This is a genomic window from Saccharopolyspora sp. NFXS83 (assembly GCF_026241095.1).
Lineage (GTDB): Bacteria > Actinomycetota > Actinomycetes > Mycobacteriales > Pseudonocardiaceae > Saccharopolyspora_C.
Map to the genome: position 1 here is coordinate 105,660 of NZ_JAPFGB010000020.1, position 21,684 is coordinate 127,343.

Annotated in this window: 23 protein-coding genes; 6 read left to right on the plus strand and 17 right to left on the minus strand. The window is 70.3% G+C overall.

What is annotated here, in order from left to right; genetic code table 11:
• Nucleotides 1-67 precede the first annotated feature (67 nt).
• The 5 genes from tatC to OOZ19_RS21365 form a co-directional block, all read right to left on the minus strand.
• Entirely contained in the window at nt 68-949 is an 882-nt protein-coding gene (gene tatC, locus OOZ19_RS21345; RefSeq protein WP_266091918.1) for a twin-arginine translocase subunit TatC, read from the minus strand.
• Between the two features lie 102 nt (nt 950-1,051).
• Nucleotides 1,052-1,324, minus strand: a complete 273-nt coding sequence (gene tatA, locus OOZ19_RS21350; RefSeq protein WP_266091919.1) for a Sec-independent protein translocase subunit TatA — start codon at nt 1,322-1,324, stop codon at nt 1,052-1,054.
• 70 nt (nt 1,325-1,394) lie between these two features.
• Nucleotides 1,395-1,601, minus strand: coding sequence for a bacteriophage holin (locus tag OOZ19_RS21355; protein ID WP_266091920.1), 207 nt, complete (start codon nt 1,599-1,601; stop codon nt 1,395-1,397).
• A gap of 18 nt (nt 1,602-1,619) precedes the next feature.
• Nucleotides 1,620-2,594, minus strand: coding sequence for a helix-turn-helix transcriptional regulator (locus tag OOZ19_RS21360; RefSeq protein ID WP_266091921.1), 975 nt, complete (start codon nt 2,592-2,594; stop codon nt 1,620-1,622).
• A complete protein-coding gene (locus OOZ19_RS21365; RefSeq protein ID WP_266091922.1) occupies nt 2,591-3,601 on the minus strand; it encodes a helix-turn-helix transcriptional regulator in 1,011 nt (336 codons plus the stop codon). Before OOZ19_RS21365 ends, OOZ19_RS21360 begins: the two co-directional genes overlap by 4 nt.
• Before the next feature lie 209 nt (nt 3,602-3,810).
• On the opposite strand from OOZ19_RS21365, the gene OOZ19_RS21370 reads away from it, so the two are divergent.
• Nucleotides 3,811-4,515 carry an SDR family oxidoreductase gene (locus tag OOZ19_RS21370; protein ID WP_266091923.1) on the plus strand — a complete coding sequence of 235 codons (705 nt, stop codon included), beginning with the start codon at nt 3,811-3,813 and terminating at the stop codon, nt 4,513-4,515.
• A 28-nt stretch (nt 4,516-4,543) separates the two neighbouring features.
• Here the strand turns inward: OOZ19_RS21370 and OOZ19_RS21375 are convergent, their stop codons facing one another.
• Together OOZ19_RS21375 and pafA are read right to left on the minus strand one after the other, a co-directional pair.
• A complete protein-coding gene (locus OOZ19_RS21375; RefSeq protein ID WP_266091924.1) occupies nt 4,544-4,945 on the minus strand; it encodes a VOC family protein in 402 nt (133 codons plus the stop codon).
• Between the two features lie 121 nt (nt 4,946-5,066).
• Complete coding sequence (gene pafA / locus OOZ19_RS21380; RefSeq protein WP_266091925.1) at nt 5,067-6,425, minus strand: Pup--protein ligase; 1,359 nt, start codon at nt 6,423-6,425, stop codon at nt 5,067-5,069.
• 68 nt (nt 6,426-6,493) lie between these two features.
• On the opposite strand from pafA, the gene OOZ19_RS21385 reads away from it, so the two are divergent.
• Nucleotides 6,494-7,978 carry a bifunctional phosphatase PAP2/diacylglycerol kinase family protein gene (locus OOZ19_RS21385; protein WP_266091926.1) on the plus strand — a complete coding sequence of 495 codons (1,485 nt, stop codon included), beginning with the start codon at nt 6,494-6,496 and terminating at the stop codon, nt 7,976-7,978.
• A 51-nt stretch (nt 7,979-8,029) separates the two neighbouring features.
• On the opposite strand, the gene OOZ19_RS21390 is transcribed toward OOZ19_RS21385, so the two are convergent.
• The 5 genes from OOZ19_RS21390 to dop form a co-directional block, all read right to left on the minus strand.
• Nucleotides 8,030-8,422 (minus strand): VOC family protein, encoded by a 393-nt coding sequence (locus OOZ19_RS21390; protein ID WP_266091927.1) that lies wholly within the window; start codon nt 8,420-8,422, stop codon nt 8,030-8,032.
• A 67-nt stretch (nt 8,423-8,489) separates the two neighbouring features.
• On the minus strand, nt 8,490-9,266 hold the full coding sequence (gene prcA / locus OOZ19_RS21395; RefSeq protein WP_266091928.1) for a proteasome subunit alpha: 777 nt from the start codon (nt 9,264-9,266) through the stop codon (nt 8,490-8,492).
• A gap of 93 nt (nt 9,267-9,359) precedes the next feature.
• Entirely contained in the window at nt 9,360-10,208 is an 849-nt protein-coding gene (gene prcB / locus OOZ19_RS21400; RefSeq protein WP_266091929.1) for a proteasome subunit beta, read from the minus strand.
• A 193-nt stretch (nt 10,209-10,401) separates the two neighbouring features.
• Nucleotides 10,402-10,593, minus strand: coding sequence for a ubiquitin-like protein Pup (locus OOZ19_RS21405; protein ID WP_184478281.1), 192 nt, complete (start codon nt 10,591-10,593; stop codon nt 10,402-10,404).
• A gap of 413 nt (nt 10,594-11,006) precedes the next feature.
• Nucleotides 11,007-12,506: a depupylase/deamidase Dop gene (gene dop, locus OOZ19_RS21410; RefSeq protein WP_266091930.1), complete on the minus strand. Its 1,500-nt coding sequence runs from the start codon at nt 12,504-12,506 to the stop codon at nt 11,007-11,009.
• 145 nt (nt 12,507-12,651) lie between these two features.
• Between dop and OOZ19_RS21415 the strand changes: the two genes are divergently transcribed.
• Nucleotides 12,652-13,179 (plus strand): NUDIX hydrolase, encoded by a 528-nt coding sequence (locus tag OOZ19_RS21415; protein ID WP_266091931.1) that lies wholly within the window; start codon nt 12,652-12,654, stop codon nt 13,177-13,179.
• Between the two features lie 12 nt (nt 13,180-13,191).
• Here OOZ19_RS21415 and OOZ19_RS21420 read toward each other — a convergent pair whose 3' ends face one another.
• Both OOZ19_RS21420 and arc read right to left on the minus strand, forming a co-directional pair.
• Nucleotides 13,192-14,139: an aldo/keto reductase gene (locus tag OOZ19_RS21420; protein ID WP_266091932.1), complete on the minus strand. Its 948-nt coding sequence runs from the start codon at nt 14,137-14,139 to the stop codon at nt 13,192-13,194.
• A 113-nt stretch (nt 14,140-14,252) separates the two neighbouring features.
• Nucleotides 14,253-16,052 carry a proteasome ATPase gene (gene arc / locus OOZ19_RS21425; protein ID WP_266091933.1) on the minus strand — a complete coding sequence of 600 codons (1,800 nt, stop codon included), beginning with the start codon at nt 16,050-16,052 and terminating at the stop codon, nt 14,253-14,255.
• Between the two features lie 565 nt (nt 16,053-16,617).
• Between arc and OOZ19_RS21430 the strand changes: the two genes are divergently transcribed.
• A complete protein-coding gene (locus tag OOZ19_RS21430; protein WP_266091934.1) occupies nt 16,618-17,334 on the plus strand; it encodes an Rv0361 family membrane protein in 717 nt (238 codons plus the stop codon).
• Nucleotides 17,335-17,388: 54 nt separating this feature from the next.
• Here OOZ19_RS21430 and OOZ19_RS21435 read toward each other — a convergent pair whose 3' ends face one another.
• Both OOZ19_RS21435 and OOZ19_RS21440 read right to left on the minus strand, forming a co-directional pair.
• Nucleotides 17,389-18,219: a tRNA (adenine-N1)-methyltransferase gene (locus tag OOZ19_RS21435; RefSeq protein WP_266091935.1), complete on the minus strand. Its 831-nt coding sequence runs from the start codon at nt 18,217-18,219 to the stop codon at nt 17,389-17,391.
• A 143-nt stretch (nt 18,220-18,362) separates the two neighbouring features.
• Nucleotides 18,363-19,505 (minus strand): site-2 protease family protein, encoded by a 1,143-nt coding sequence (locus OOZ19_RS21440; protein WP_266091936.1) that lies wholly within the window; start codon nt 19,503-19,505, stop codon nt 18,363-18,365.
• A gap of 88 nt (nt 19,506-19,593) precedes the next feature.
• On the opposite strand from OOZ19_RS21440, the gene OOZ19_RS21445 reads away from it, so the two are divergent.
• Nucleotides 19,594-20,532 carry a RecB family exonuclease gene (locus OOZ19_RS21445; RefSeq protein ID WP_266091937.1) on the plus strand — a complete coding sequence of 313 codons (939 nt, stop codon included), beginning with the start codon at nt 19,594-19,596 and terminating at the stop codon, nt 20,530-20,532.
• Between the two features lie 101 nt (nt 20,533-20,633).
• Nucleotides 20,634-21,407, plus strand: a complete 774-nt coding sequence (locus tag OOZ19_RS21450) for a thioesterase family protein (RefSeq protein WP_266091938.1) — start codon at nt 20,634-20,636, stop codon at nt 21,405-21,407.
• Here OOZ19_RS21450 and OOZ19_RS21455 read toward each other — a convergent pair.
• A partial coding sequence (locus OOZ19_RS21455) for a hypothetical protein (protein WP_266091939.1) occupies nt 21,394-21,684 on the minus strand: 291 nt, incomplete at its 5' end. The two genes, OOZ19_RS21450 and OOZ19_RS21455, sit on opposite strands and share 14 nt — an antisense overlap.

Consider the following 21,684-nt stretch of genomic DNA (forward strand, 5'->3'; position numbering starts at 1 on the left):
GCGCTCGTCCCCCGTCACCGCAGCGACGGGGGACGAGCGACGAACTCATCGGGAGGCTTGAACGGGATCAGGTGGCGTCGTCAGCGCTGCCGACCCGTGACTCCGAAGCGGAGGTGTCCAGCGACGATGCCCGGTAGTCGACCTTCGACGCCTCGTCGAGGTCCACATCGTCCATGTTCATGCCCTGCGCGGCCAGCTTCTTCGCCTTGGAGCGATCGTGCGCCCGGCAGATGACCATGGCGACCAAGAACAGGATCACCAGGCACCCGGCCAGCGCCAGCATCGAGAACGGGTCCTGCCCCGGCGTGGCGATGGCCGCCAGCACGAACAGTCCGAACACGATGCCTCGCCACCAGCTCTTCAGCTTCACGTAGCTGACCACACCGGCCCGGTTCAACATCACCAGCACCAGCGGCATCTCGAAGCTGATGCCGAACATGAGCAGCATCAGGAGCACGAAGTTGATGTACTCGCCACCGGTCAGCGCGGTGAAGAACGCGCCGCCGCCGAAGCTGGTCATGAAGCCCAGGCCCTCGGGAACGACGAAGTACGCCAGCACCGCGCCGAACACGAACAGCAGGCTCGCGATCGTCACGAAGGTACGAGCGAACTTGCGCTCGTTCGCGTGCAGTCCCGGCGTGATGAACGCCCACAGCTGGTACAGCCACAGCGGGCTGAACAACAGAGCACCGACGGCGATGCCGACCTTCAGCTGCAGCATGAAGACCTCGAAGGCCTTCGTCTGCAACAGCTGGCACTCGCCGTTGGGGCTGAACCGCACGCTCGCCGGCAGCTGGCAGTACGGCCGGATCAAGATGTCGCTGAGCGTCGGAAGCCCGAACACGTGGTTCGAGAACCAGATGAAGCCGAAGATCGCGCCGACCAGGATGCCGAAGGCCGCCCAACCCAGCCGATACCTCAATTCGTAGAGGTGATCGATCAAGGTCATGGTGCCGTCGGGGTTGTGCCGACGACCCCAACGGCGACGGTCACCGCGCCACGGGTTCAAACGGCGGAACGGGTTTGAACTCACCGTGCGTTCCGTCCCCGATCAGTTCTTGGTTTCTTTGCGCTGCGCCTCTTCCGCGTTGGACGCGGTCACCGGCGCACTGGCCTCACCGGTGGTGAGCTGCTGCGGCTCGGACACCGACTCCTTGTCGCGCTTCGCGGCGGCCTCGTCTTCCTTCATCCCACGAGCCTCAGCCTTGAACACCCGTGCGGACTGGCCGAGCGAACGCGCCATCTGCGGCAGCTTGGTGGCACCGAACAGCAACACCAGCACACCCACGATGAGTACGAGCTCCCACCCACCTGGCAAACCCATCAGTGCACACCTTTCTTGGGGCTTCCTGCGAGCGCAATGGTACGCGGGCAGGTGTCGGTCTGATAGGCCGTTACGCGGCTCCATTACGACGCTCGGCCAGCGCCACCTGGAGTCCCGCGATTCGTGCTTTCAGCAGACCGGACCGGTTCGAGACGTCGTTGGCGACCTCGCGTTGCACCTTCTTCACCCTGCGCAACAAGGTGAAGAACCGGACGAGGAGGACGAGCAGGAGCAACACTCCCGCCACGAACAGCACAAGACTCCACACGTAAGGCACCGGATCACCGTAGCGCGCTCACAGGGACGGAACGTGATGCGCCCGCGCCAGCGCCTCCTCGGCGCGTCGTCGCACGTCATCGGCGAGGTCGCGGGGTTCCACGACGCGTCCCTGCCCACCCAGCCCGAGCACCAGGCGCACCATCCACGAACGATCCGAATACCGCATCCGCACCCGGATCCGCCCGTGTTCCAGCTCGGCGAGCTCGTCCACCGGGTAGTACTCGCTGACCCACCGGGCATCGGGATCGAGTTCGAGCACCGCACTCGGCTGATCGGGCATCGGCCGGAACAAGCCGGCCGAGAAGTCCGTCGGTTCCGCCTCCCGCGGTGGCCGCGCCGCCTCGTCGAGCACCTCGGCCGCGTCGATGCGGTCCAGCCGGAAGCGGCGGACCGCCGTCGCCGAGCGGCACCAGGCCTCCAGGTAGCTGCGCCCGTCGACGATCACCAGCCGCATCGGATCCACTGTGCGTTCGCTGATCTCGTCCCGCGAGGCCGTGTAGTACCGCATGGACATCGCGCGGTGCTCGGTCACGGCCCGCTGCACGGCCTCCTGCACCCCCGGCTCCATCGGGCCTTCCCGACCGACCAGGCCCACCACGACCCCGGTCGGCTCGGCCTGCCCGACGGCTTCTTCGACCTTCGACAACGCCCGCTGCACCGCCTCGGTGTCGGCGATGCCCGGCGTGTCGGCCAACGCCCGCAGCGCCACCAGGAGCGAGGTCGCCTCCGACGCCGTCATCCGCAGCGGACGACGCATCCCCGCGTCGTAGGTGACGGTGATCGTCTCGCTCTCGAAGGACAGATCGATCAGGTCACCCGGCCCGTAACCGGGAAGACCGCACATCCACAGCAGCTCCAGATCCCGCCGCAGCTGCTGCTCGGTGACACCGAAGTCCGCCGCCGCGTCGGCCACCGGAATCCCCGGCCTGCTGAGCAGGTACGGCACCAGCGCCAGCAGCCGTGGCAGTCGCTCCGTCGCCCCCGTCGTCATCCGATCACCTCCCCAGGTTCCGCCACGTCGAGCGCACCGACGGCCGCAGCCGCCCCCAGGTGCGCTTCGTGCACCGATTTGCGCAGCACATCCGGTTCGAGCACCGCCACGTCCGGGCCGTAGCCCGCGATCCACGAGGCCGCCGAATCCGGGTAGAACAGGTCGAGTTCGAGCACCTCGCCGTCGAGGCCACCGAGCCGCATCGTCTCCACGACCGTCGCCCGCCGCCTCAGGCCCTGCGCGCGCCCCTGCGCCACCCAGACCCGCGCCGGCGTGCGCGGCGGCGCTCCTCGTTGCTCGCCGGCCACGAGCGTCAGCAGATCCACGTCCGGCGGCCGGCTCACCACCCCCGGCCGACCCTGCGCCCGCGGCTCCCCGACGACGCGGGACAACCGGAAGCAGCGCGACGCCCGCCGATCCCGGTCGTGCCCGACCAGGTACCAGCGACCTCGCCACGCCACCACGCCCCACGGTTCCACGGTGCGCGGCTGCGCCTGCGCCTCGTTCGGCCGCCGGTAGTCGAAGGCCACCACTCGTCCCGCCTGCACCGCCGCGAGCAACGCGGGGAAGGCGGGCTCGCTGGTGCGCACCTTCGGTTCGATCGTGCCCGCCGCCCGATCATCGACGTCGACCCCGGCCGCCCGGAGCTTCAGCAGCGCGCCACGAGCCGCGCCGGTGAGTTCCGGAGAGTCCCAGAGCCGCAGGGCCAGCGCCACGGCCGCCGCCTCGTCCGGCTCCAGCCCGATGTCACCGAGTTCGTAGTCACGCCGAGCGATCCGGTAGCCGTCGGCGGCGTCGAACGCCGAGTTCCGGCCGGTCTCCAACGGCACGCCCAAGTCCCGCAATTCGGACTTGTCGCGCTCGAAGGTCCGGAAGAACGCCTCGTCATTGGGCGCATCGGTGTAACCCGGAACAATTCCCCTGATTCGCTCCGCCGTCAGGTACTGGCGCGTCGAGAGCAGGCACAGCACCAGGTTCACCAAGCGTTCAGCACGCGCAGTGGCCACTTTTGAACTCTAGCTCCATCACAGTTGATCAGGTCTTTCGGGCACGTCCCGAGACCGGGCGGTTCCCGCCCCAGCCCGTTTTGAAGATGCCCCTGCCCCCTGGGGACAGCCGCGTTGCGATGGCGCCCCGCATTCATTTCATTCGACACTGAAAACCTCGCAATCACAAAGTTGTTCATGGATACCCTCTCCGCTCGTACACTGCGGACATGTCAGCCCCGGTCCTGCTCATCACCGGCGCGTCCCGCGGGATCGGCGCGGCGACCGCCCGAGCCGCGGCCGACGCCGGCTACCGCCTCGCCCTCGTCTCCAGGTCCGCCGAAGGGCTAGATCCGCTGACCCGAGAGCTCGGCCGCGAGAACGCGCTGGCCTTGCCGTGCGACATCACCGAATGGACCAAGGTCAGCTCCGCCGTGGAACGAGCCGAAGAGCACTTCGGCAGGCTCGACGCCGTGTTCGCCAACGCGGGCCACAGCGTGTCCACCTCGTTCCTGGGCACCGACGGCGCCGATCCGGACCAGTGGCGCGAGATGGTGCTGACCAACGTGCACGGCACGGCGCTCACCGCACGCGCCGCACTGCCCGCGCTCGTCCGCAGCAGCGGCCACCTGCTGCTGACGGGTTCGGCGGCAGGCCGCGGCATCCGACCCGGCAACCTCTACTCCGCGACCAAGTGGGCCGTGACCGGCATGGCTCAGAACATCCGAGCCGAATGCGTCGGCACCGGCGTCCGAGTCACGCTGCTGCAACCGGGCCTGGTGGAGACCGGGATGAACACCCCGGAGCAGGCCGACCGCCCCAAGCTGCGCGGCGCGGACATCGCGCGGGCCGTGCTCTACGCACTCGCCCAGCCCGACACCGTCGACGTCAACGAACTGCTCATCCGCCCCACCGGCCAGCATCCGCTGCGCTGAACCCGCACCACCCGGCGACCGGGCCGGTTCAGCCGTCCTGGGCGCTGATTCCGTAGAGGTTGCCCTCCGGGTCCGCGAACTGCGCCCATCTCGTCGACCCACCGGGGTCCCACGGCGCCGCCTGCGGCTCGACCGGGAACGACACGCCCTTGGCGCTGAGCTCGGCGAAAGTCGCGTCGAGGTCATCGGAGTCGAACCACACCGTGCTCATCGGCCCGCGGCGGAGCCGGATCTGCTCGGCGAGCTCGGCGTCCTCCGCCGCGAGCACCAGGTACGTTCGCGCACCCGGCGGGCGCACCTCGACCCACCGAGCACCCTCTCCGTACGGGGCGTCGGTCAGCACTTCGAAACCGAGCGTCCCGGAGAAGAACTCCAGAAGCCGAGCCTGATCCACGACGTAGAGCACGGCGAACTTCGGCTGAGTGATCATGGCGGAGATCCCTTCGTCGGCGCGTTGACGCCAACCTTATCCGAACTTGCGTTCGATAAGGGGACCTCGGGTCGTGCTTCACCGCATCGGGTGGCCCGCCGATCGGTCGGTCCGCCGTCGGCTACAACGACCCGATGAGCCGCTCCACTCGCTCGTCCACCGCGCGGAACGGGTCCTTGCACAACACCGTGCGCTGCGCCTGATCGTTCAACTTCAGGTGCACCCAGTCCACGGTGAAGTCGCGCCCGGCGGCCTGCGCGGCGGCGATGAAGTCCCCGCGCAGCTTCGCCCTGGTGCTCTGCGGCGGCGTGTCCTTGGCCGCTTCGATCTCCCCGTCCTCGGTGGCCCGATCGACCAGGTCCTTGCGCTGCAACATGTCGAACAGGCCCCGGCCGCGCCGGATGTCGTGGTAGGCGAGGTCGAGCTGCGCGATCCGCGGGCTGGACAGCTCCAGGCCGTGCTTGGTGCGGTAGCGCTCCAGCAGCCGCAGCTTGATCGCCCAATCCACCTCGCGGTCGATCAGCGAGTAGTTCTGCGTCTCCACCGCGTCCAACGCCCGGCCCCACAGGTCCAGGATCCGCTCCGACATCGGGTCCGAGCCGCGGCGAGCGACGTGGTCCACCGCCCGGCTGTGGTACTCGCGCTGGATGTCCAACGCCGAGGCCTCTCGGCCACCGGCCAGCCGGACCGTCCGCCTGCCGGTGAGGTCGTGGCTGATCTCGCGGATCGCCCGGATCGGGTTGTCCAGGCTGAAATCGCGGAACTGCACGCCGCTCTCGATCATCTCCAGCACCAGGTGCGCGGTGCCCACCTTGAGCAGCGTCGTCACCTCGGACATGTTCGAGTCGCCCACGATCACGTGCAGCCTGCGGTAGCGCTCCGCGTCCGCGTGCGGCTCGTCCCTGGTGTTGATGATCGGCCGGGAGCGGGTCGTGGCGCTGGAGACGCCCTCCCAGATGTGCTCGGCGCGCTGGGACAAGCAGTACACGGCGCCGCGCGGGGTCTGCAGCACCTTGCCCGCACCGCAGATCAGCTGTCGCGTGACCAGGAACGGCAGCAGCACGTCCGCGATGCGGGAGAACTCGCCGGACCGCCCGACCAGGTAGTTCTCGTGGCAGCCGTAGGAGTTGCCCGCCGAGTCGGTGTTGTTCTTGAACAGGAAGATGTCGCCGCCGATGCCCTCATCGGCCAAGCGGCGCTCGGCGTCGACGAGCAGGTCCTCCAGGATCCGCTCCCCCGCCTTGTCGTGGGTGACCAGCTGTGTCAGGTCGTCGCACTCCGCCGTGGCGTACTCCGGGTGCGAGCCGACGTCGAGGTAGAGGCGGGCGCCGTTGCGCAGGAACACGTTCGAGGAACGTCCCCACGACACGACCCGCCGGAACAGGTACCTGGCCACCTCGTCCGGGGAGAGCCGACGCTGCCCGTGAAAGGTGCAGGTGACCCCGAACTCGGTTTCGATGCCGAAGATCCGCCGCTGCATGCCCTCCACAGTAGGCGCATCGGCGACCATCGGCGGTCCGCCGTTCGGGCATCGGTAGCGTTCGAGATGTGCGGCAGTGGCTACTCAAGATCACCGGCAGGCTCGACGCGGCGGACCGGGAGCTCGCGCGGCGCAGCGCGGCGCTGCCCGCGACGGCCGCCGACCCGGGCCTGAAAGCCCTGAGCACGGCCGCGAACCACAGCTTGCTGTGGCTGTCGGTCGCGGGTGGCCTGAGCACTCGGAAGGGTGCGCCGCGCCGGGCCGCGCTGCGAGGTATCGCGGCCATCGCCGCGGCGAGCGCGACGACGAACCTGCTGGGCAAACCGCTGTTCCCGCGGCGGCGACCGGCCGCGCACCTGGTTGCCCGGCACCGCAGGCTCAGCGACCCGCCGAAATCCTCGTCGTTCCCGTCCGGGCACGCCGCCTCCGCCGCCGCGTTCGCCACCGCCGTCGCGATGGAGTCGCCCGTGCTGGGCCTCGCCGTCGCCCCGGTGGCCGCAGCGGTCGGCTACTCCCGGGTGCACACCGGCGTCCACTGGCCCACCGACGTGCTGGGCGGCACCGCCATCGGCGCCGGCCTGGCGTGGGCGACCCGCCGCTGGTGGCCGTTGCGGCCGGACGCGCCCGCCGCGGTCCGGCATCCCGCCGAGGTCCCCGCGCTGCACGACGGCGAAGGCGTCCTGGTGCTGATCAATCCCGGGTCGGGCGACGGCACGTTCGACCCGGAGCACTGGGTGAACACCCGCTGGCCCGCCGCGAAGGTCGTCTACACCGAACCGGACGCCGATGTGCTGACCGGCCTCGAAGCCACCCTCGACCGGGAAGGCGACTCGGTGCGCGCGCTGGGCGTCGCCGGCGGGGACGGCACGGTGGCAACCGTCGCGGCGCTGGCCACCCGCAGGAAGATCCCGCTGGCGGTGCTCTCCGCGGGCACCCTCAACCACTTCGCGCGCGACGCGGGCGTGGACGACTCGGATTCGGTCGCCGAGGCCGTCGACCGGGGCAACGCGGTGCGCGTCGATCTCGGCGGCGTGGCCGTCGACGACCGGCCGACGCGCTGGTTCCTCAACACCGCCAGCCTGGGCGGCTACCCCGACATGGTCCGGTTCCGGGAGAAGTGGACCGGGCACTGGGGCAAGTGGCCCGCGGGAGCGGCGGCGCTGGCGAGGGTGCTCTACGAGTCGAGCCCGCTGGACGTGGACCTCAACGGGGTCCGGCGACGGGTGTGGGTGCTGTTCGTGGGCAACGGTTCCTACGCGCCGCGCGGGTTCGCCCCGTCGTGGCGACCGCGGCTGGACAACGGCCTGCTCGACGTCCGCTACGTGCGCGCCGATACGCGGTGGTCCCGGATGCGGTTCGTGGTCGCGGCGATGACCGGCGCGCTGCACCGTAGCCACACCTACGTCGAGCGCGACCACCGATTCCTCGACGTCGTCGTGCACGGTCCCGCCGTCGCGGTGGCCACCGACGGCGAGGTGGGGCCGCGCGGCAACCGCTTCGCGTTCACCGCGCACGACGACATGCTCAGCGTCTACCGCCCCGAACGGCCGTGAAGAGCTCCTCGGCCTGCGGGGTCCCACCGAGCGGATCGCTGCGCGCGGAGCTCACCCGCGCTGGTCCGGGCCGCTGCCGTACTCGCGGGTGAGGATTTCGAGGTTGTGCCCGTTCGGGTCGTCGAAGTAGATGCCCCGACCGCCGTCCCTGGTGTTCACCACGCCCGGCTCGCCGTGGTGCGGATCGGCCCAGTAGGTGATGTCCCGCTCGACGATCCGGCCGAAGATCGCGTCGAACTCCTCCTCGCCGACGAGGAACGCGTAGTGCTGCGGGGCGATGTCACCCCCGGATTCGAGCACGTCCAAGGTGACGTCGTTGTCCGGGCGAACGGTGCGGAACGGCCCGAACCGCCCTGCTTCAGGCAGGCCGAGGACCTCGGTGAAGAAGCGGGCGGTCCGGTCCTGGTCGTGCGCCATCACGATGGTGTGGTTGAGCTGGATCATGGGCTTCCTCCTCCGTCGGACGACTCCACGATGGGAGTTCGACCGCGCTGGAGGTCAAGCCCGGACGCTACTTCCCGTTGCCGGAGCTCTTCCCGTCGTCCTCGGACCCCTCGTCGGCCGCGGCCTTGTCGTCCGCACCGTCGGAGGCGGGCTCCGGCTTCGGCAGCAGGGCCTCCAGCGCCGCTCCCGCGATCCGGCGGAACGTCCGGTGCGGGCGCGCCCGGTCCAGGACGGCGACCTCGAGCTGCTTGTTGCCCAGCTCGCGGGAGCTCTCGCCGCTGGAGGCCAGCGCCTTCACCGACAGCTCCACGGCAGGGCCGAGCTCCATCCCGTCGACGAACGAGTCCTTCAACGTCGTGTTGATCGTGTCGGCCTGGCCGCCCATGACCACGTACTGCTGCTCGTCCACGATCGACCCGTCGTAGGTGAGGCGGTAGAGCTGGTCGGTCTCCGCGCTCGCGCCGACCTCGGCCACGCAGATCTCCACCTCGAACGGCTTGATCTGCTCGGTGAAGATCGCCCCCAGGTGCTGGGCGTAGGTGTTGGCCAGCGACCGCCCGGTCACGTCGCGCCGGTCGTAGGAATAACCGCGGAAGTCGGCGATGCGCACGCCCGCCACCCGCAGGCTCTCGAACTCGCTGTAGCGGCCGACGGCCGCGAATCCGAGCCGGTCGTAGATCTCGGAGACCTTGTGCAGCGTGGTGGACGGGTTCTCCGCCACGAACAGCACACCCCCCGCGTACTTGAGCACCACCACGCTGCGTCCGCGGGCGATGCCCTTGCGGGCCAGCTCGGAACGCTCCCGCATCAGCTGTTCGGGCGAGGTGTAGAACGGCATCGTCACGGCTGTGCACTCCTGGGTCGAATCGTTCGGCGCCCCCGCCCGGAGGCGGGGCGACCGTGCTCAGGCGGGGGAACGGCGGCGGGGAACGCGGCGTCAGCCGCCCGGATTCTCGGACCGTCCCTGCACGACCTGCTCGGCGATCTCGGCGGCCTGCTGCTCCGCGAGCCGGACCGCGCCTTCCGCAGCCGTGATCGTCACGACGGTCGGGTAGATCCGCCTGGACACGTCGGGGCCACCGGTGGCGGTGTCGTCGTCGGCCGCGTCGTAGAGGGCTTCGACCGCGTTGCGCACCGCGGAGTCCACGTCGGCGTCCGGGTCGTGGCGCTTCTTGAGCGCCGCCTTCGCGAACGGCGAGCCGGAACCCACCGCGTGGAAGCCGCCGGATTCGCCGTAGCGCCCGCCGGTGATGTCGTAGGAGATGATCCGCCCGGCCCGTTCGGGGTCGTCGGCCGCGGTGTCGAAGCCGACGAACAGCGGCACGACGGCCAGCCCGGCCATCGCGCCCTGCAGGTTGCCGCGCAGCATCGTGGCGAGCTTGTTCGACTTGCCGTCCAGCGAGAGCGGGACGCCTTCGAGCTTCTCGTAGTGCTCCAGCTCGATCGCGTACAGCCGCACCATCTCCAGCGCGATGCCCGCGGTGCCCGCGACACCGACGGCGGAGTAGGCGTCGGTGACGTAGAGCTTGTCCATGTCGCGCTGCGCGATGAGGTTGCCCATGGTCGCGCGGCGGTCACCGGCCAGCAGGACACCGCCGCGGAAGGTCAGCGCGACGATCGTGGTGCCGTGCGGAGCTTCGACGATGCCTTGCGGGACGTCCCGGTTGCCCGGCAGCAGTTCCGGGGCGGTGGCCTGGAGGAAGTCGGTGAACGATGAGGATCCGGAGGTGAGGTAGGCAGCGGGCAGGGCCTGACCCGGAAAGTTCCGAGCCGCGCTGGATTCCATCGGCGACATCGTCTCCTGCTTCTAAGGACTGCCCCACCGCCGCGACGGCGGGGCCGGGATCGGGGCAGGCCCCAAGATCGGGGCCGTACCGCAACTCTAATCAAGATCGCCCGCGTGAGCGACGGTCAGCACCGCCCCGCGTGGCGGGGGCCGCCGGGCCGGAACCCGCCCGACGGCCGCGCGGTGTCGGTGCCTACTGCCCGCCCTTCTGCACGTAGGCGCGGACGAAGTCCTCGGCGTTCTCTTCCAGGACGTCGTCGATCTCGTCCAGGATGGCGTCGACGTCTTCGCCGAGCTTCTCGCGACGTTCCTGACCGGCTGCTTCGGGACCCGACTCCTCGTCTCCGTCGCCGCCATCGGGCCGCTGGACCTTTTCCTGGGACATCTCGCCCTCCCGGTGGTTGTCCGTTCGGATGCCGGGGATGTCGAACGGTCGCCGAACACGGGGCATCCTGAGGTGAACAGTACCTAGCTGAACCCCTGTTCGCCCACATCCAAGCGGGCATTGTTGCGATCTTTCGCGATCGGCGAAGTCCCGACTGGACCGGCTAAGCCGCTGGTCAGAGGGGCCACACGGCCCGAAGCGGAATGATCTTTCGTTCCGCTGTCTTGCCAGCAGCGGATCCGCTGAACACCGACCAGCCCGAGCAGGTCGACCACCGGCGGGTTCTCAGCGGCTCCTCCACGAGGACGACGATTTCGCTGTGCACGGCTGGCACGAGAAATCGATCCCGCAGCGGAGGAGCCGCCGGGGTTCCGCTCCCCGGACATCTGCGCAGCCCGTCCCACCGGGGCTTCTCAGCCCCGGGTCAGCGAGTCCACCAGTTCCTCGGCGCTGGCCGCGGCGTCGAGCAGTTCGCCCACGTGGGCGCGCGTGCCGCGCAACGGCTCCAGGGTCGGGATGCGCACCAGCGACTCCCTGCCCAGGTCGAAGATGACCGAATCCCAGGAGGCCGCGGCGACGGCCGCCGGGTAGCGCTCCAGGCAGCGGCCCCTGAAGTAGGCCCTGGTGTCCTCCGGCGGGGTGGTCACGGCCGCGCGGACCTCGTCCTCGGTGACGAGCCTGCGCATCGAGCCGCGCGCGACGAGGCGGTTGTAGAGGCCCTTGTCCAGCCGCACGTCGGAGTACTGCAGGTCGATCATGTGGAGCTTCGGCGACGCCCAGCCGAGGTTGCCGCGGGTGCGGTAGTTCTCCAGCAGCCGCAGCTTCGCGGGCCAGTCCAGCCGGTCGGCGCAGTCCATCGGGTCACCGCCGAGCAGGTCGAGCACCTCGCCCCAGGTCGCCAGCACGTCCTTCGCCGCCTGGTCGCCGCCGTGGGCGGCCACGTGCCGCGCGGCCCGCTCGTGGTACTCCCGCTGCAGGTCGAGGCCGGTGAACTTGCGGCCGTCGGCGAGCTCCACGGTCTGGCGCAACGTCGGGTCGTGGCTGATCAGGTGCACCGCCTGCACCGAGTCGGCCAGCTTGAGGTCGTCGAAGCGCTCCCCTGCCTCGATCATGTCCAGCACCAGCGCGGAGGTGCCGACCTTCAGGTACGTGGAGGTCTCGGCCAGGTTCGCGTCGCCGATGATGACGTGCAGCCTGCGGTACTTGTCGGCGTCGGCGTGCGGCTCGTCGCGGGTGTTGATGATGCCGCGCTTGAGCGTGGTCTCCAGGCCGACTTCGACCTCGATGTAGTCGGAGCGCTGCGAGAGCTGGAACCCCGGCTTCTCCCCCGCCTGCCCGAGCCCGACCCGCCCGGAGCCGCACATCACCTGGCGGGACGCGAAGAACGGGGTGAGCCCGGCGATGACCGAGGTGAACGGGGTGTCCCGAGCCATCAGGTAGTTCTCGTGGGTGCCGTAGCTGGCGCCCTTGCCGTCGACGTTGTTCTTGTACAGCTGCATCTGCGGGGTGCCGGGCACGCTGGCCGCTTTGATCGCGGCCTCCTCCATGACCCGCTCGCCCGCCTTGTCCCAGACCACCGCGTCGCGCGGGTTGGTGACCTCGGGGGCGGAGTACTCGGGGTGCGCGTGGTCGACGTAGAGCCGCGCGCCGTTGGTGAGGATGACGTTGGCGGCGCCGAGGTCGTCGCTGTCGGAGCCGTTGCTCTGCGGCGTCGACGCGCCCAGGTCGAAGCCGCGGGCGTCCCGCAACGGCGACTCCACTTCGTAGTCCCACCGGGCGCGGCGAGCGCGCGGGATGTCCGCCGCGGCCGCGTAGGCGAGCACGATATGAGTGGAGGTCAGCACCGGGTTGGCCGTCGAATCTCCGGGCACGACGATGCCGTACTCCACTTCGGTTCCCATGATCCGCCGCATACCTGGAAGCCTACGGGTTCCGGCGCGTTAAGCAGAGTTTCCGACGGGGTGCGTTCCGTCCGAGAGCGGCGGATCCCGGTCCCGGGCGACGCGGGCACCGGGTCTCCGGCGGGGCCTGCCGGGGGACTTCTGCGAGGATGCCGCCGTGGGCGCTCAGGACGAACTGGTGGCGGTGTACGACGCGGCGGGCGACGTGGCGGGGTCCGCGCCGCGCTGGCGGATGCGGCGGGACGGCCTGTGGCACGCGGCGACGTCGATCCTGGTCCGCTCCGGCGACGGCCGATCGATCTACGTGCACCGGCGCACCGACCACAAGGACGTCAACCCGGGAGCGCACGACTGCTTCGCGGGCGGCGTCGTGGCCGCGGGCGAGACCCCCGACGTCGGCGCGGAACGGGAGCTGGCGGAGGAGCTCGGCATCCGGGGCGCGCCGCTCGTCTTCCTGTTCCGCTCGGTGTTCGAGGAGGGCTCGGTCCGCCACCACGGGTTCGTCTACGAGGTGCGGTGGGACGGCCCGGTCGTGCACCAGCCGGAAGAGGTCGCCGACGGCTGGTGGATGCCGTCGGCGGAGCTCCGCGAGCGGGTGGCGGACCCCGGCTGGCCGTTCGCCGCGGACAGCCGGCAGTTCATCCACGAGTGGTTCGCCCGCCAGGACGCCGCGGCGGGCTCCTGATCCGAGGCCGGGTCAGTGCCAGGGCAGAGCGGAGCGCTCTCCCCAGTAGGTGGCGGGATCCCGGGTCAGGGCGGCCAGTTCGCCCAGGTCCGTCGCGTCGAGGCTGACCGAGGCCGCGGCGAGGTTGGAGTCCAGCTGCGCCACGTCCGCAGGCCCCACCAGCACCACGTCCGCCCACGGTTGGGCGAGCACGTGCGCCAGCGCCACCGCGTCGGGCGTGGCGCCGTGGCGCGCGGCCACGCGGGCGAGCAGTTCCGGCGGGTTCACCGCGAGCCTGCCGTTGGCGAGGGACTCCTTCACCAGCACTCGCCAGCCGCCGTGGTGCACCTCGGTGAGCGCCCTGCCTGCCGAGGGTTCCAGTGAGTTCCAGGTGGACTGCACGGCGCTGAACAGCTGCTTGCCGCCGATCTCCAACTCCCAGGCCCGTTCGATCGCCTCGGCCTGCGCCGCCCCGCTGGTGGAGAACCCGAGCCGGACCCCGGAGTCCCGCAGCCGCGCCAGTTCGTGCTGCAGCGCCAGGTCGTCGAACAGCGGGCTCTCCGGCGTCAACGAGTGCACCTGGTACAGGTCGATCCGGTCGCCGAGCAGTTCGCGGGTCTGCGCCCACTGCTCCCGCAGGCGTTCCACCGAGTGCTCCTTGACCTCGTGCACTTCGGTTTCGATGCGCCACTCGGCGACGTAGGCGTAGCCCCACTTGCTGGACACGGTGATGCCCTGGTGGCCGCGTTCGCCGAGCCAGCCGGCGAGGAACTCTTCGGCGCTGCCGTAGGAGCGGGCGGCGTCGACCCAGCGGATTCCGCGCTCGTAAGCGGCGTCGAGGACGCGACCGGTGTGCTCGCGCATCGCTTCTGCCGTGCGGTGCGCGGGCAACGCGTCGGTGCGGCCGACGTTGATGTAGGCGGGGCGGCCGAGCGCGGCCAGCCCGAGCCCGAACCGGTCCGGACGAGGCGTGGAGATCATGCCTGAAAACCTAATCGCTGCCTGCGGCGACCGACACTCGACCTCGCAGGCACTCCGAGCAGCATTCGTGGCGGGCACCGGAGAACGGCACCCGCCACGAATCGCGCACGTCGCTACAAGTACTGGCCGGTGTTGGTGGCCGTGTCGATCGCCCGGCCGGATTCCTGGTTCTTGCCGCTGACCAGGGTCCGGATGTAGACGATCCGCTCGCCCTTCTTGCCCGAGATCCGCGCCCAGTCGTCCGGGTTGGTCGTGTTGGGCAGGTCCTCGTTCTCGGCGAACTCGTCGATGATGGCGTCCTGCAAGTGCTGCACCCGCAGGCCCGGCTGGCCGGTGTCGAGCACCGACTTGATCGCCGCCTTCTTCGAGCGGTCCACGATGTTCTGGATCATCGCGCCGGAGTTGAAGTCCTTGAAGTACAGGACTTCCTTGTCCCCGTTGGCGTAGGTGACCTCCAGGAACCGGTTCTCGTCGGTTTCGGCGTACATCCGCTCGACGGTGGTCTGGATCATCGCGTCGAGGCAGGCGGCCTTCTCGCCGCCGAACTCGAGGAGGTCCTCCTCGTGGATGGGCAGCTGGTCGGTGAGGTACTTGGAGAAGATGTCCTTGGCCGACTCGGCGTCCGGCCGCTCGATCTTGATCTTCACGTCGAGCCTGCCGGGTCGCAGGATCGCCGGGTCGATCATGTCCTCGCGGTTGGAGGCACCGATGACGATGACGTTCTCCAGGCCCTCGACGCCGTCGATCTCCGAGAGCAGCTGCGGCACGATCGTGGTCTCCACGTCCGAGGACACACCGCTGCCGCGGGTCCGGAAGATCGAGTCCATCTCGTCGAAGAACACGATCACCGGGGTGCCTTCGGAGGCCTTCTCCCTGGCGCGCTGGAAGATGAGCCGGATGTGCCGCTCGGTCTCGCCCACGAACTTGTTCAGCAGCTCGGGGCCCTTGATGTTGAGGAAGTAGGACTTCGCCTGCCCGTCGTCGTCACCGCGCGCCGCGGCGACCTTCTTGGCCAGCGAGTTCGCCACCGCCTTCGCGATGAGCGTCTTGCCGCAGCCGGGCGGCCCGTAGAGCAGCACGCCCTTGGGCGGTTGCAGCTGGTACTGCACGTAGAGGTCGGAGTGCAGGAACGGGAGTTCCACGGCGTCGCGGATCTGCTCGATCTGCCCGCTCAGGCCACCGATGTCCAGGTACCCGACGTCCGGGACCTCTTCGAGCACGAGATCCTCGACCTCGGCCTTGGGGACCGTGTCGTAGGCGTAGCCGACCTTGCTGTCGACCAGCACGGAATCACCGGACTTCAGCCCGGCTTCCACCAGCGGATCGGTCAGCCACACGACGCGTTCCTCGTCGGTGTGGCCGAGCACCAGCGCGCGGCTGGCTCCCGCGCCGTCGATGAGGCTCGGAGGCAGGATCTCCCGGAAGGTGCACACCTCGCCGATCTGCTCGAAGGCGCCCGCCTCCACGACGGTCAGCGCCTCGTTGAGCCGGACGGACTGACCCAGCTTGAGCTCTTCGGTCTCGACGTTCGGCGATACGGCGACCCGCATCTTGCGACCGGAGGTGAACACGTCGACCGTGCCGTCCTCGTAGCGGCACAGGAAGGTTCCGTATCCGCTCGGGGGTTGGGCCAGGCGGTCGACCTCCTCGCGCAGGGCCATCAGCTGACCGCGCGCTTCCTTCAGGGTCTCGGTGAGTTTGGCGTTCCGTTCGGTGAGCTGGCTCACGCGCTCGGATGCCTCGGCCAGCCGCTTTTCCAGCAACCGGGCCTGTTGGGGGGACTCGTTGAGCTTTCGGCGCAGCAACGCCACTTCGTCTTGGAGCAGACGAATCTGGCCGTTGAGCTCGGCTTGCCCGCCGGGCTGCTGCTCGCCGCCCTCCTCAGGCCGGCTGCCGGGACGGTCGTGCTGCATATCGGCACCCTCCTCCCGTGCTCGTACCACCACGGTACCGGCGATCACCGACGACGGCGGCGTCGTGATTGCGCGCCGGATCCGCTAGCGTGCCACAAAATTCGGCGAATACCCATGATTCGAACGTCCTCGATGGCCCGTCCGGGCGTGGTGGGAGTGGACGGTGAACACGGTGTGTTCACGATCATGGTCCATTCGGTGTTTCGCACCCGTCGCGGTCGTCGCCGAACCCGGCGGTACGACCGCGGGTTTCCCGGAACGCCACCGCGTTCGGTACCGAACGTCGGCATCCGGGTGTCGGTGAGCTGACAACCGGGTGTCATTGCGGTGCCGCACCCCTGGGCGTGTCCGACTTCTCCCATCATTTGGAACAACGAGGGTTTTCCGCGGTCGAAACGCGCATCGGCGAGATCCTCATGTCGGGCATCTCACCCAAGCCGAGCACCTCGGCACAGGGCGGCCGGAAAGGTCTACTCCTGACATGCGCCAGGTAACGCTCTGATGTACTTACGCCGCCGCACCACCTCGTGCGGCCAGAGCACAGAACTTGGGGGAGGAACATCCCATGACCTATCCGCCGCAACAGCCCGGACCGGGCGGGTGGGACCGGCAGCCAGCCGGGAACCCGGCGGACGGCGCTCCGAACCCCGGCGAGCAACCGCCGCAGCAGCAACCCGCGTTCTACGGCAACCAGCACGCGGGATGGCCGCAGGGCCCCATCACCGGAGTCCCGGCGCAGCCGGGCCAGCAGCCCTTCCCCAGCGCACCGGGCCAGGCCCCGTTCGGCCAGTTCGGGCAGCAGGTCCCGCCGGCGCCGAACTGGGGCGGCGACTTCGGCGCGGGCGCGTGGATCCAGGAACCCGACGAGTTCGCCGAGGACGAGCCGCGGGGGCGGTCTCCGCTGGTCTGGATCCTCAGCGGCGTCGGCGTGCTGGTCCTGGCCGGAGCCGTGGTCGGCGGCCTCTTCCTGTTCGGCGGCGGCGACCCAGGTGAACCCCGGCCGGTCGCCCAGGGCCTCGTCGACAAGGTCAACGCGGGGGACTTCGGCTCGCTCGGCCCGCAGCTGTGCGAAGCCAACCGCGGCGAACTCGACTCGCAGTTCCAGCAGCTGGCCAGCGGCGAGTTCCAGGTGCGGCTCGGACAGGTCACCGCCCAGGGCGAGCAGGCCCGCGCGAAGCTCAACGGCACCTACACCCTCGACGGCGCCACCATGCCCGTCGACCAGACCATCCTGCTCACCGTCGAGGACGACGAGTGGAAGATCTGCAAGCTCGACCAGTGAGCCCCCGACGCTGAGGCCGGTGGCACCGCGGGGATCGCGGTGCCACCGCGCCGGTCAGCCCTTGCTCGGCCTGCGCTGCGGGCGCGGCGGCGTCACGCCGTCGGCGAGCCGCCGGGTGACCAGCAGGAACGCCGTGTGCGCGACCATCCGGTGCTCCGGGCGGACCGCCAGGCCCACCACGTGCCACGGGCGGATCAGCGTCTCCCACGCCTGCGGCTCGGTCCAGCACTGCTGCTCCCGCAGCGCCTCGGTGACCTTGGAGAGCTGGGTCGTGGTCGCCACGTAGACGACCAGGACGCCACCGGGGATCAGGTTCGCGAACACGGTGTCGAGCACGTCCCACGGCGAGAGCATGTCCAGCACGACGCGGTCGACCTGGCCTTCGTCGTAGTCCGCGAGGTCGTTGACCCGCAACGTCCAGTTCTCCGGGACCTCGCCGAAGAACTTGCGCACGTTGCGCTCGGCGTACTCGGCGTGGTCGGCGCGGACCTCGTAGGACACGACGCTGCCCTCGCTGCCCACCGCGCGCAGCAGCGAGCAGGTCAGCGCACCGGAACCCGCGCCTGCCTCCAGCACCCGCGCGCCGGGTCGGATGTCGCCCCACATGAGGATCTGCGCGGCGTCCTTCGGGTAGATGACCTGCGCGCCGCGCGGCATGGACAGCACGTAGTCCGACAATAGCGGTCGCACCGCCAGGAACGAGGTGCCCCCCGCCGAGGTCACCACCGAACCCTCGGGACGGCCGATGAGCTCGTCGTGCGCCAGCGCGCCCCGGTGGGTGTGGTACTCGCCGCCGGTCTCCAGGACGACCGTGTAGTGCCGTCCCTTCGGATCGGTCAGCTGGACCCGGTCGCCGGGCTGGAACTCACCGCTGACGGTGCTCACGTGCTTCAGGCCTCCATGTGCGCGTTCGGAAGGGGACCGCCGACGCGCCCACGCCGAACGTCACAGGAGTGCGTGGTGGGGCCGCGGCACGGCGGGTACGGCGGACCATCGTCGCAGAAGGCCCGGCGGCTCCTCGCCCGTGCTCACCGTTCGCGGTCGCGGGATCTGAGCGCGCTGCGCAGGTCCTCCCGGCGCAGCACCCCGCAGGGCCTGCCGTCGGTGTCGATGACGAGGAACTGCCAGGCCAGTACGGTACGCACCCGTTCCAGCACGGCCTCGCCCGGCTCGCCCTCGAGCAGGATGGTGTCCGGCCCGACCGGTTCGGCGGCGTGCTCGGCGGGGTCCTGGGGCGCGGTGGTGGCGAGGCGTTCGGCGGCGGACTGGTCGAGCAGGCCGACGGCGATGCCGTCGGCGCGGACCAGCACCACGCCCCGTCCGGCGGCGGCGACCAGCGCGTCCCCGACGGGGCTCTCGGCGGGCAGTTGCAGCACCGGGCGCATGATCTCGGTGAGCGAGACCCGCACGGGACGGCTGCGGCGCTGCTCGGCGGTGTGCTCGGCGCTGGCGCCCGCGATGACGAACCACACCATGAACACGCACGCCAGCAGCCGCAGCCACTGGTCGTCGACGTCGTGGAGCAGCCCCAGCAGCGCCCACACCAGCAGTCCGGCGGCGACGAGGCCCGCCCCGACGACGCCGGCGGTGGTGCCCGCGTGCCTGCGCCCGGTGGCGGCCCACAGCAGCGACCGCAGCATCCGGCCCCCGTCAAGCGGCAGCCCCGGCAGCAGGTTGAACACGGCCACGGCGAGGTTCGCCACGCAGGTCTGCGCGATGAGCAGCCAGAGCGCCCCGCCCGGCTCGAGCGCGAACCAGCCGAGCCCGGTGACCGCGGCCAGCAGCACCGAGACCGCGGGCCCGGCGGCGGCGACCATGCCTTCCTGCGCGGGGGTCGCGGGCGTGCGGCTGATCTCGGAGATGCCGCCCAGCAGGAACAGCCGCACCCGGCGCACCGGCAGCCCCAGCCGCAGCGCCACCAGGCAGTGCCCGAGCTCGTGCAGCAGCACCGAGGCGGCCAGCAGCACCGTGCACACGGCGGCGATGAACGCGCTGGTCCAGATGCCGACGTCGGGCAGGATCCGGGTGACCAGCGGGGTGTAGAGCAGGACGATGAACGCGGCCCCGATCCACCACGACGGGGACAGCAGCACCGGCACTCCGGCCACCCGGCACAGCAGCAGGCCGTTGTCCGGTGGAGCAGGTCGGCCGCGAGCTGTGTTGGCGGGCATGGCCCACAGGGTAGAGCGGGCCGCGTGAACCACCGGTGATACGCCACGCGTGCGGATCTTGTCGGCGGCCTGATCTAGGGTGCGGGGCATGGTGGAACCGGCCCGGACCAGCGACAGATCGAGTTCCGAGCTCGCCGTGGCCGACGGCGCGAGCGGCTCGGACGGAGCGAGCCCGCCCGCCGGAGGCAGGCGCCGACCGGCGTTGTCGCCGTCGCGCGCGGGTGATTTCAAGCAGTGCCCGCTGCTGTACCGCTTCCGCGCGGTGGACCGGCTCCCGGAGACGCCGACGCGCGCGCAGGTGCGCGGGACCGTGGTGCATTCGGTGCTGGAGCGGATGTTCGCGCTGCCGACGGCGCAGCGCGACGCCGAGCACGCCCGCGACCTGCTGGAACCCGCGTGGCAGGAGCTGCTGGCCGAGCAGCCCGAGCTGAGCGCGTTGTTCGACGGGCCGCAGGACCCGGAGCTGGACACCTGGCTGAAGTCGGCGCGGCGGCTGCTGGACTCGTACTTCGAGCTGGAGGACCCGCGCCGCTTGGAGCCGGAGGCGTGCGAGCTGCGGGTGGAGACCGAGCTCGATTCGGGTTTGCTGCTGCGCGGCTTCATCGACCGCGTGGACGTGGCGCCGACCGGCGAGATCCGGTTGGTCGACTACAAGACGGGCGCGGCGCCGCGGGCGATCGGCGAGGCCAAGGCGCTGTTCCAGATGAAGTTCTACGCCCTGGTGCTGTGGCGCACCCGCGGCGAGATTCCCCGCCAGCTGCTGCTGATGTACCTGTCGGACAAGCAGTCGCTGGCGTACGCGCCGGACGAGGCCGAGCTGCTCCGCTTCGAGCGGACGCTGGAGGCGATCTGGCAGGCGATCCTGCGCGCCGGGAAGACCGGTGATTTCCGACCGAACCCGAGCAAGTTGTGCGACTACTGCGATCACAAGGCGCACTGCCCGGAGTTCGGCGGCACTCCCCCGCCCTATCCGGGCTGGCCGGAGCCCGACCCCGGACCGGAGTCGGTGCTGGACCGCACGGACTGAGCATCCCGCGACCGACCGGCCGTGTTCGCTCGTGGTGAACACGGCCGGTGGGCGCACGTGTCGACGGTGCCTGCAGGTGGCGCCGAGCTGAGGAGGAGACCGTGGACGAGCAGGCGGCGTTCTACGAAGATCTGGGCGACGGGCGGTTCCGCGCCACCGGGCACACCGCTGGCCCGTGGTCGGACAAGGCCCAGCACCTCGGTCCGGTCTCCGCGCTGCTGGTACGCGAGCTGGAGCGACGCGAACCCGTCGAGGGCACCGCGATCCGGCGGGTGGGCATCGACGTGCTCGGCCCGGTCCCGGTGGACGAGCTCACCGTGCGCGGCGAGGTGCTGCGGCCGGGCCGCTCCGTGCAGCTGATCTCGGCGGAGCTCGCGGCGGGCGGGCGGGTGTGCGCGACGGCCCGCGCGTGGCGCATGGTCCGCGGGGACAGCTCCCCGGTCTCGGGTGGGCAGCGGGAGCCGCTGGGCGATCCGGAGTCCTGGCCTGCGGTGCCCGGCATCGAGGACTGGGACCGCGGCTATTCCGCGGCCATGGAGTGGCGCGCGGGCCCGAGCACCACCGGCCACGCCCAGATGTGGGCCCGGCAGCGGATCCCGCTGGTGGCGTCGGAGCAGCCGAGCCCGCTGCAACGGCTGTTCGCGGTCGTCGACTCGTCCAGCGGTGTGTCCCGCCGGGCCAGCATGTCGGAGTGGTCGTTCGCGAACACGGACCTCACGGTCCACTTGCACCGGGAGCCGGCCGGCGAATGGATCGGCGTCGACGCCGAGACCACCATCGGCCCCGACGGCTCAGGCACGGCAGCGAGCATCGTCCACGACGAACACGGCTCAGTGGCCCGCTCGGCCCAAGCCCTCCTGGTCACCCCGCGCTGAGCAACCCCAGCGACATCAAGGGCAAGCGAACCGAAGCCCGCCCACCCGCCGAGCAGTGCGGCGAAGCCGTGCAGTGGGCGAGCGAAGCAAAGCCCGCCTCACGGCCGAAGGCCGTGCTTTGCGGCGAAGCCGTGCTTCGGGCGAGCGAAGCGATGCTTGCCTTGCGGCCGAAGGCCGTGCCTGACGGCGAAGCCGTGCAGTGGGCGGCGAAGCCCGCCTGCCTTGCGGCCGAAGGCCGTGCCTGGATGCGCGCCAGCGCATAGCCCACGTCGAAAAG

Coding starts and splice junctions, on each gene's coding strand:
- OOZ19_RS21360 (WP_266091921.1), bottom strand. CDS start 2,594: ATGACGACGGGGGCGACGGAGCGACTGCCACGGCTGCTGGCGCTGGTG.
- arc (WP_266091933.1), bottom strand. CDS start 16,052: ATGCAGCACGACCGTCCCGGCAGCCGGCCTGAGGAGGGCGGCGAGCAG.
- OOZ19_RS21420 (WP_266091932.1), bottom strand. CDS start 14,139: ATGATCTCCACGCCTCGTCCGGACCGGTTCGGGCTCGGGCTGGCCGCG.
- OOZ19_RS21430 (WP_266091934.1), top strand. CDS start 16,618: ATGACCTATCCGCCGCAACAGCCCGGACCGGGCGGGTGGGACCGGCAG.
- pafA (WP_266091925.1), bottom strand. CDS start 6,425: ATGCAGCGGCGGATCTTCGGCATCGAAACCGAGTTCGGGGTCACCTGC.
- OOZ19_RS21390 (WP_266091927.1), bottom strand. CDS start 8,422: ATGATCCAGCTCAACCACACCATCGTGATGGCGCACGACCAGGACCGG.
- dop (WP_266091930.1), bottom strand. CDS start 12,506: ATGCGGCGGATCATGGGAACCGAAGTGGAGTACGGCATCGTCGTGCCC.
- prcB (WP_266091929.1), bottom strand. CDS start 10,208: ATGGAATCCAGCGCGGCTCGGAACTTTCCGGGTCAGGCCCTGCCCGCT.
- tatC (WP_266091918.1), bottom strand. CDS start 949: ATGACCTTGATCGATCACCTCTACGAATTGAGGTATCGGCTGGGTTGG.
- OOZ19_RS21440 (WP_266091936.1), bottom strand. CDS start 19,505: ATGCCCGCCAACACAGCTCGCGGCCGACCTGCTCCACCGGACAACGGC.
- OOZ19_RS21445 (WP_266091937.1), top strand. CDS start 19,594: ATGGTGGAACCGGCCCGGACCAGCGACAGATCGAGTTCCGAGCTCGCC.
- OOZ19_RS21405 (WP_184478281.1), bottom strand. CDS start 10,593: ATGTCCCAGGAAAAGGTCCAGCGGCCCGATGGCGGCGACGGAGACGAG.
- tatA (WP_266091919.1), bottom strand. CDS start 1,324: ATGGGTTTGCCAGGTGGGTGGGAGCTCGTACTCATCGTGGGTGTGCTG.
- OOZ19_RS21375 (WP_266091924.1), bottom strand. CDS start 4,945: ATGATCACTCAGCCGAAGTTCGCCGTGCTCTACGTCGTGGATCAGGCT.
- OOZ19_RS21370 (WP_266091923.1), top strand. CDS start 3,811: ATGTCAGCCCCGGTCCTGCTCATCACCGGCGCGTCCCGCGGGATCGGC.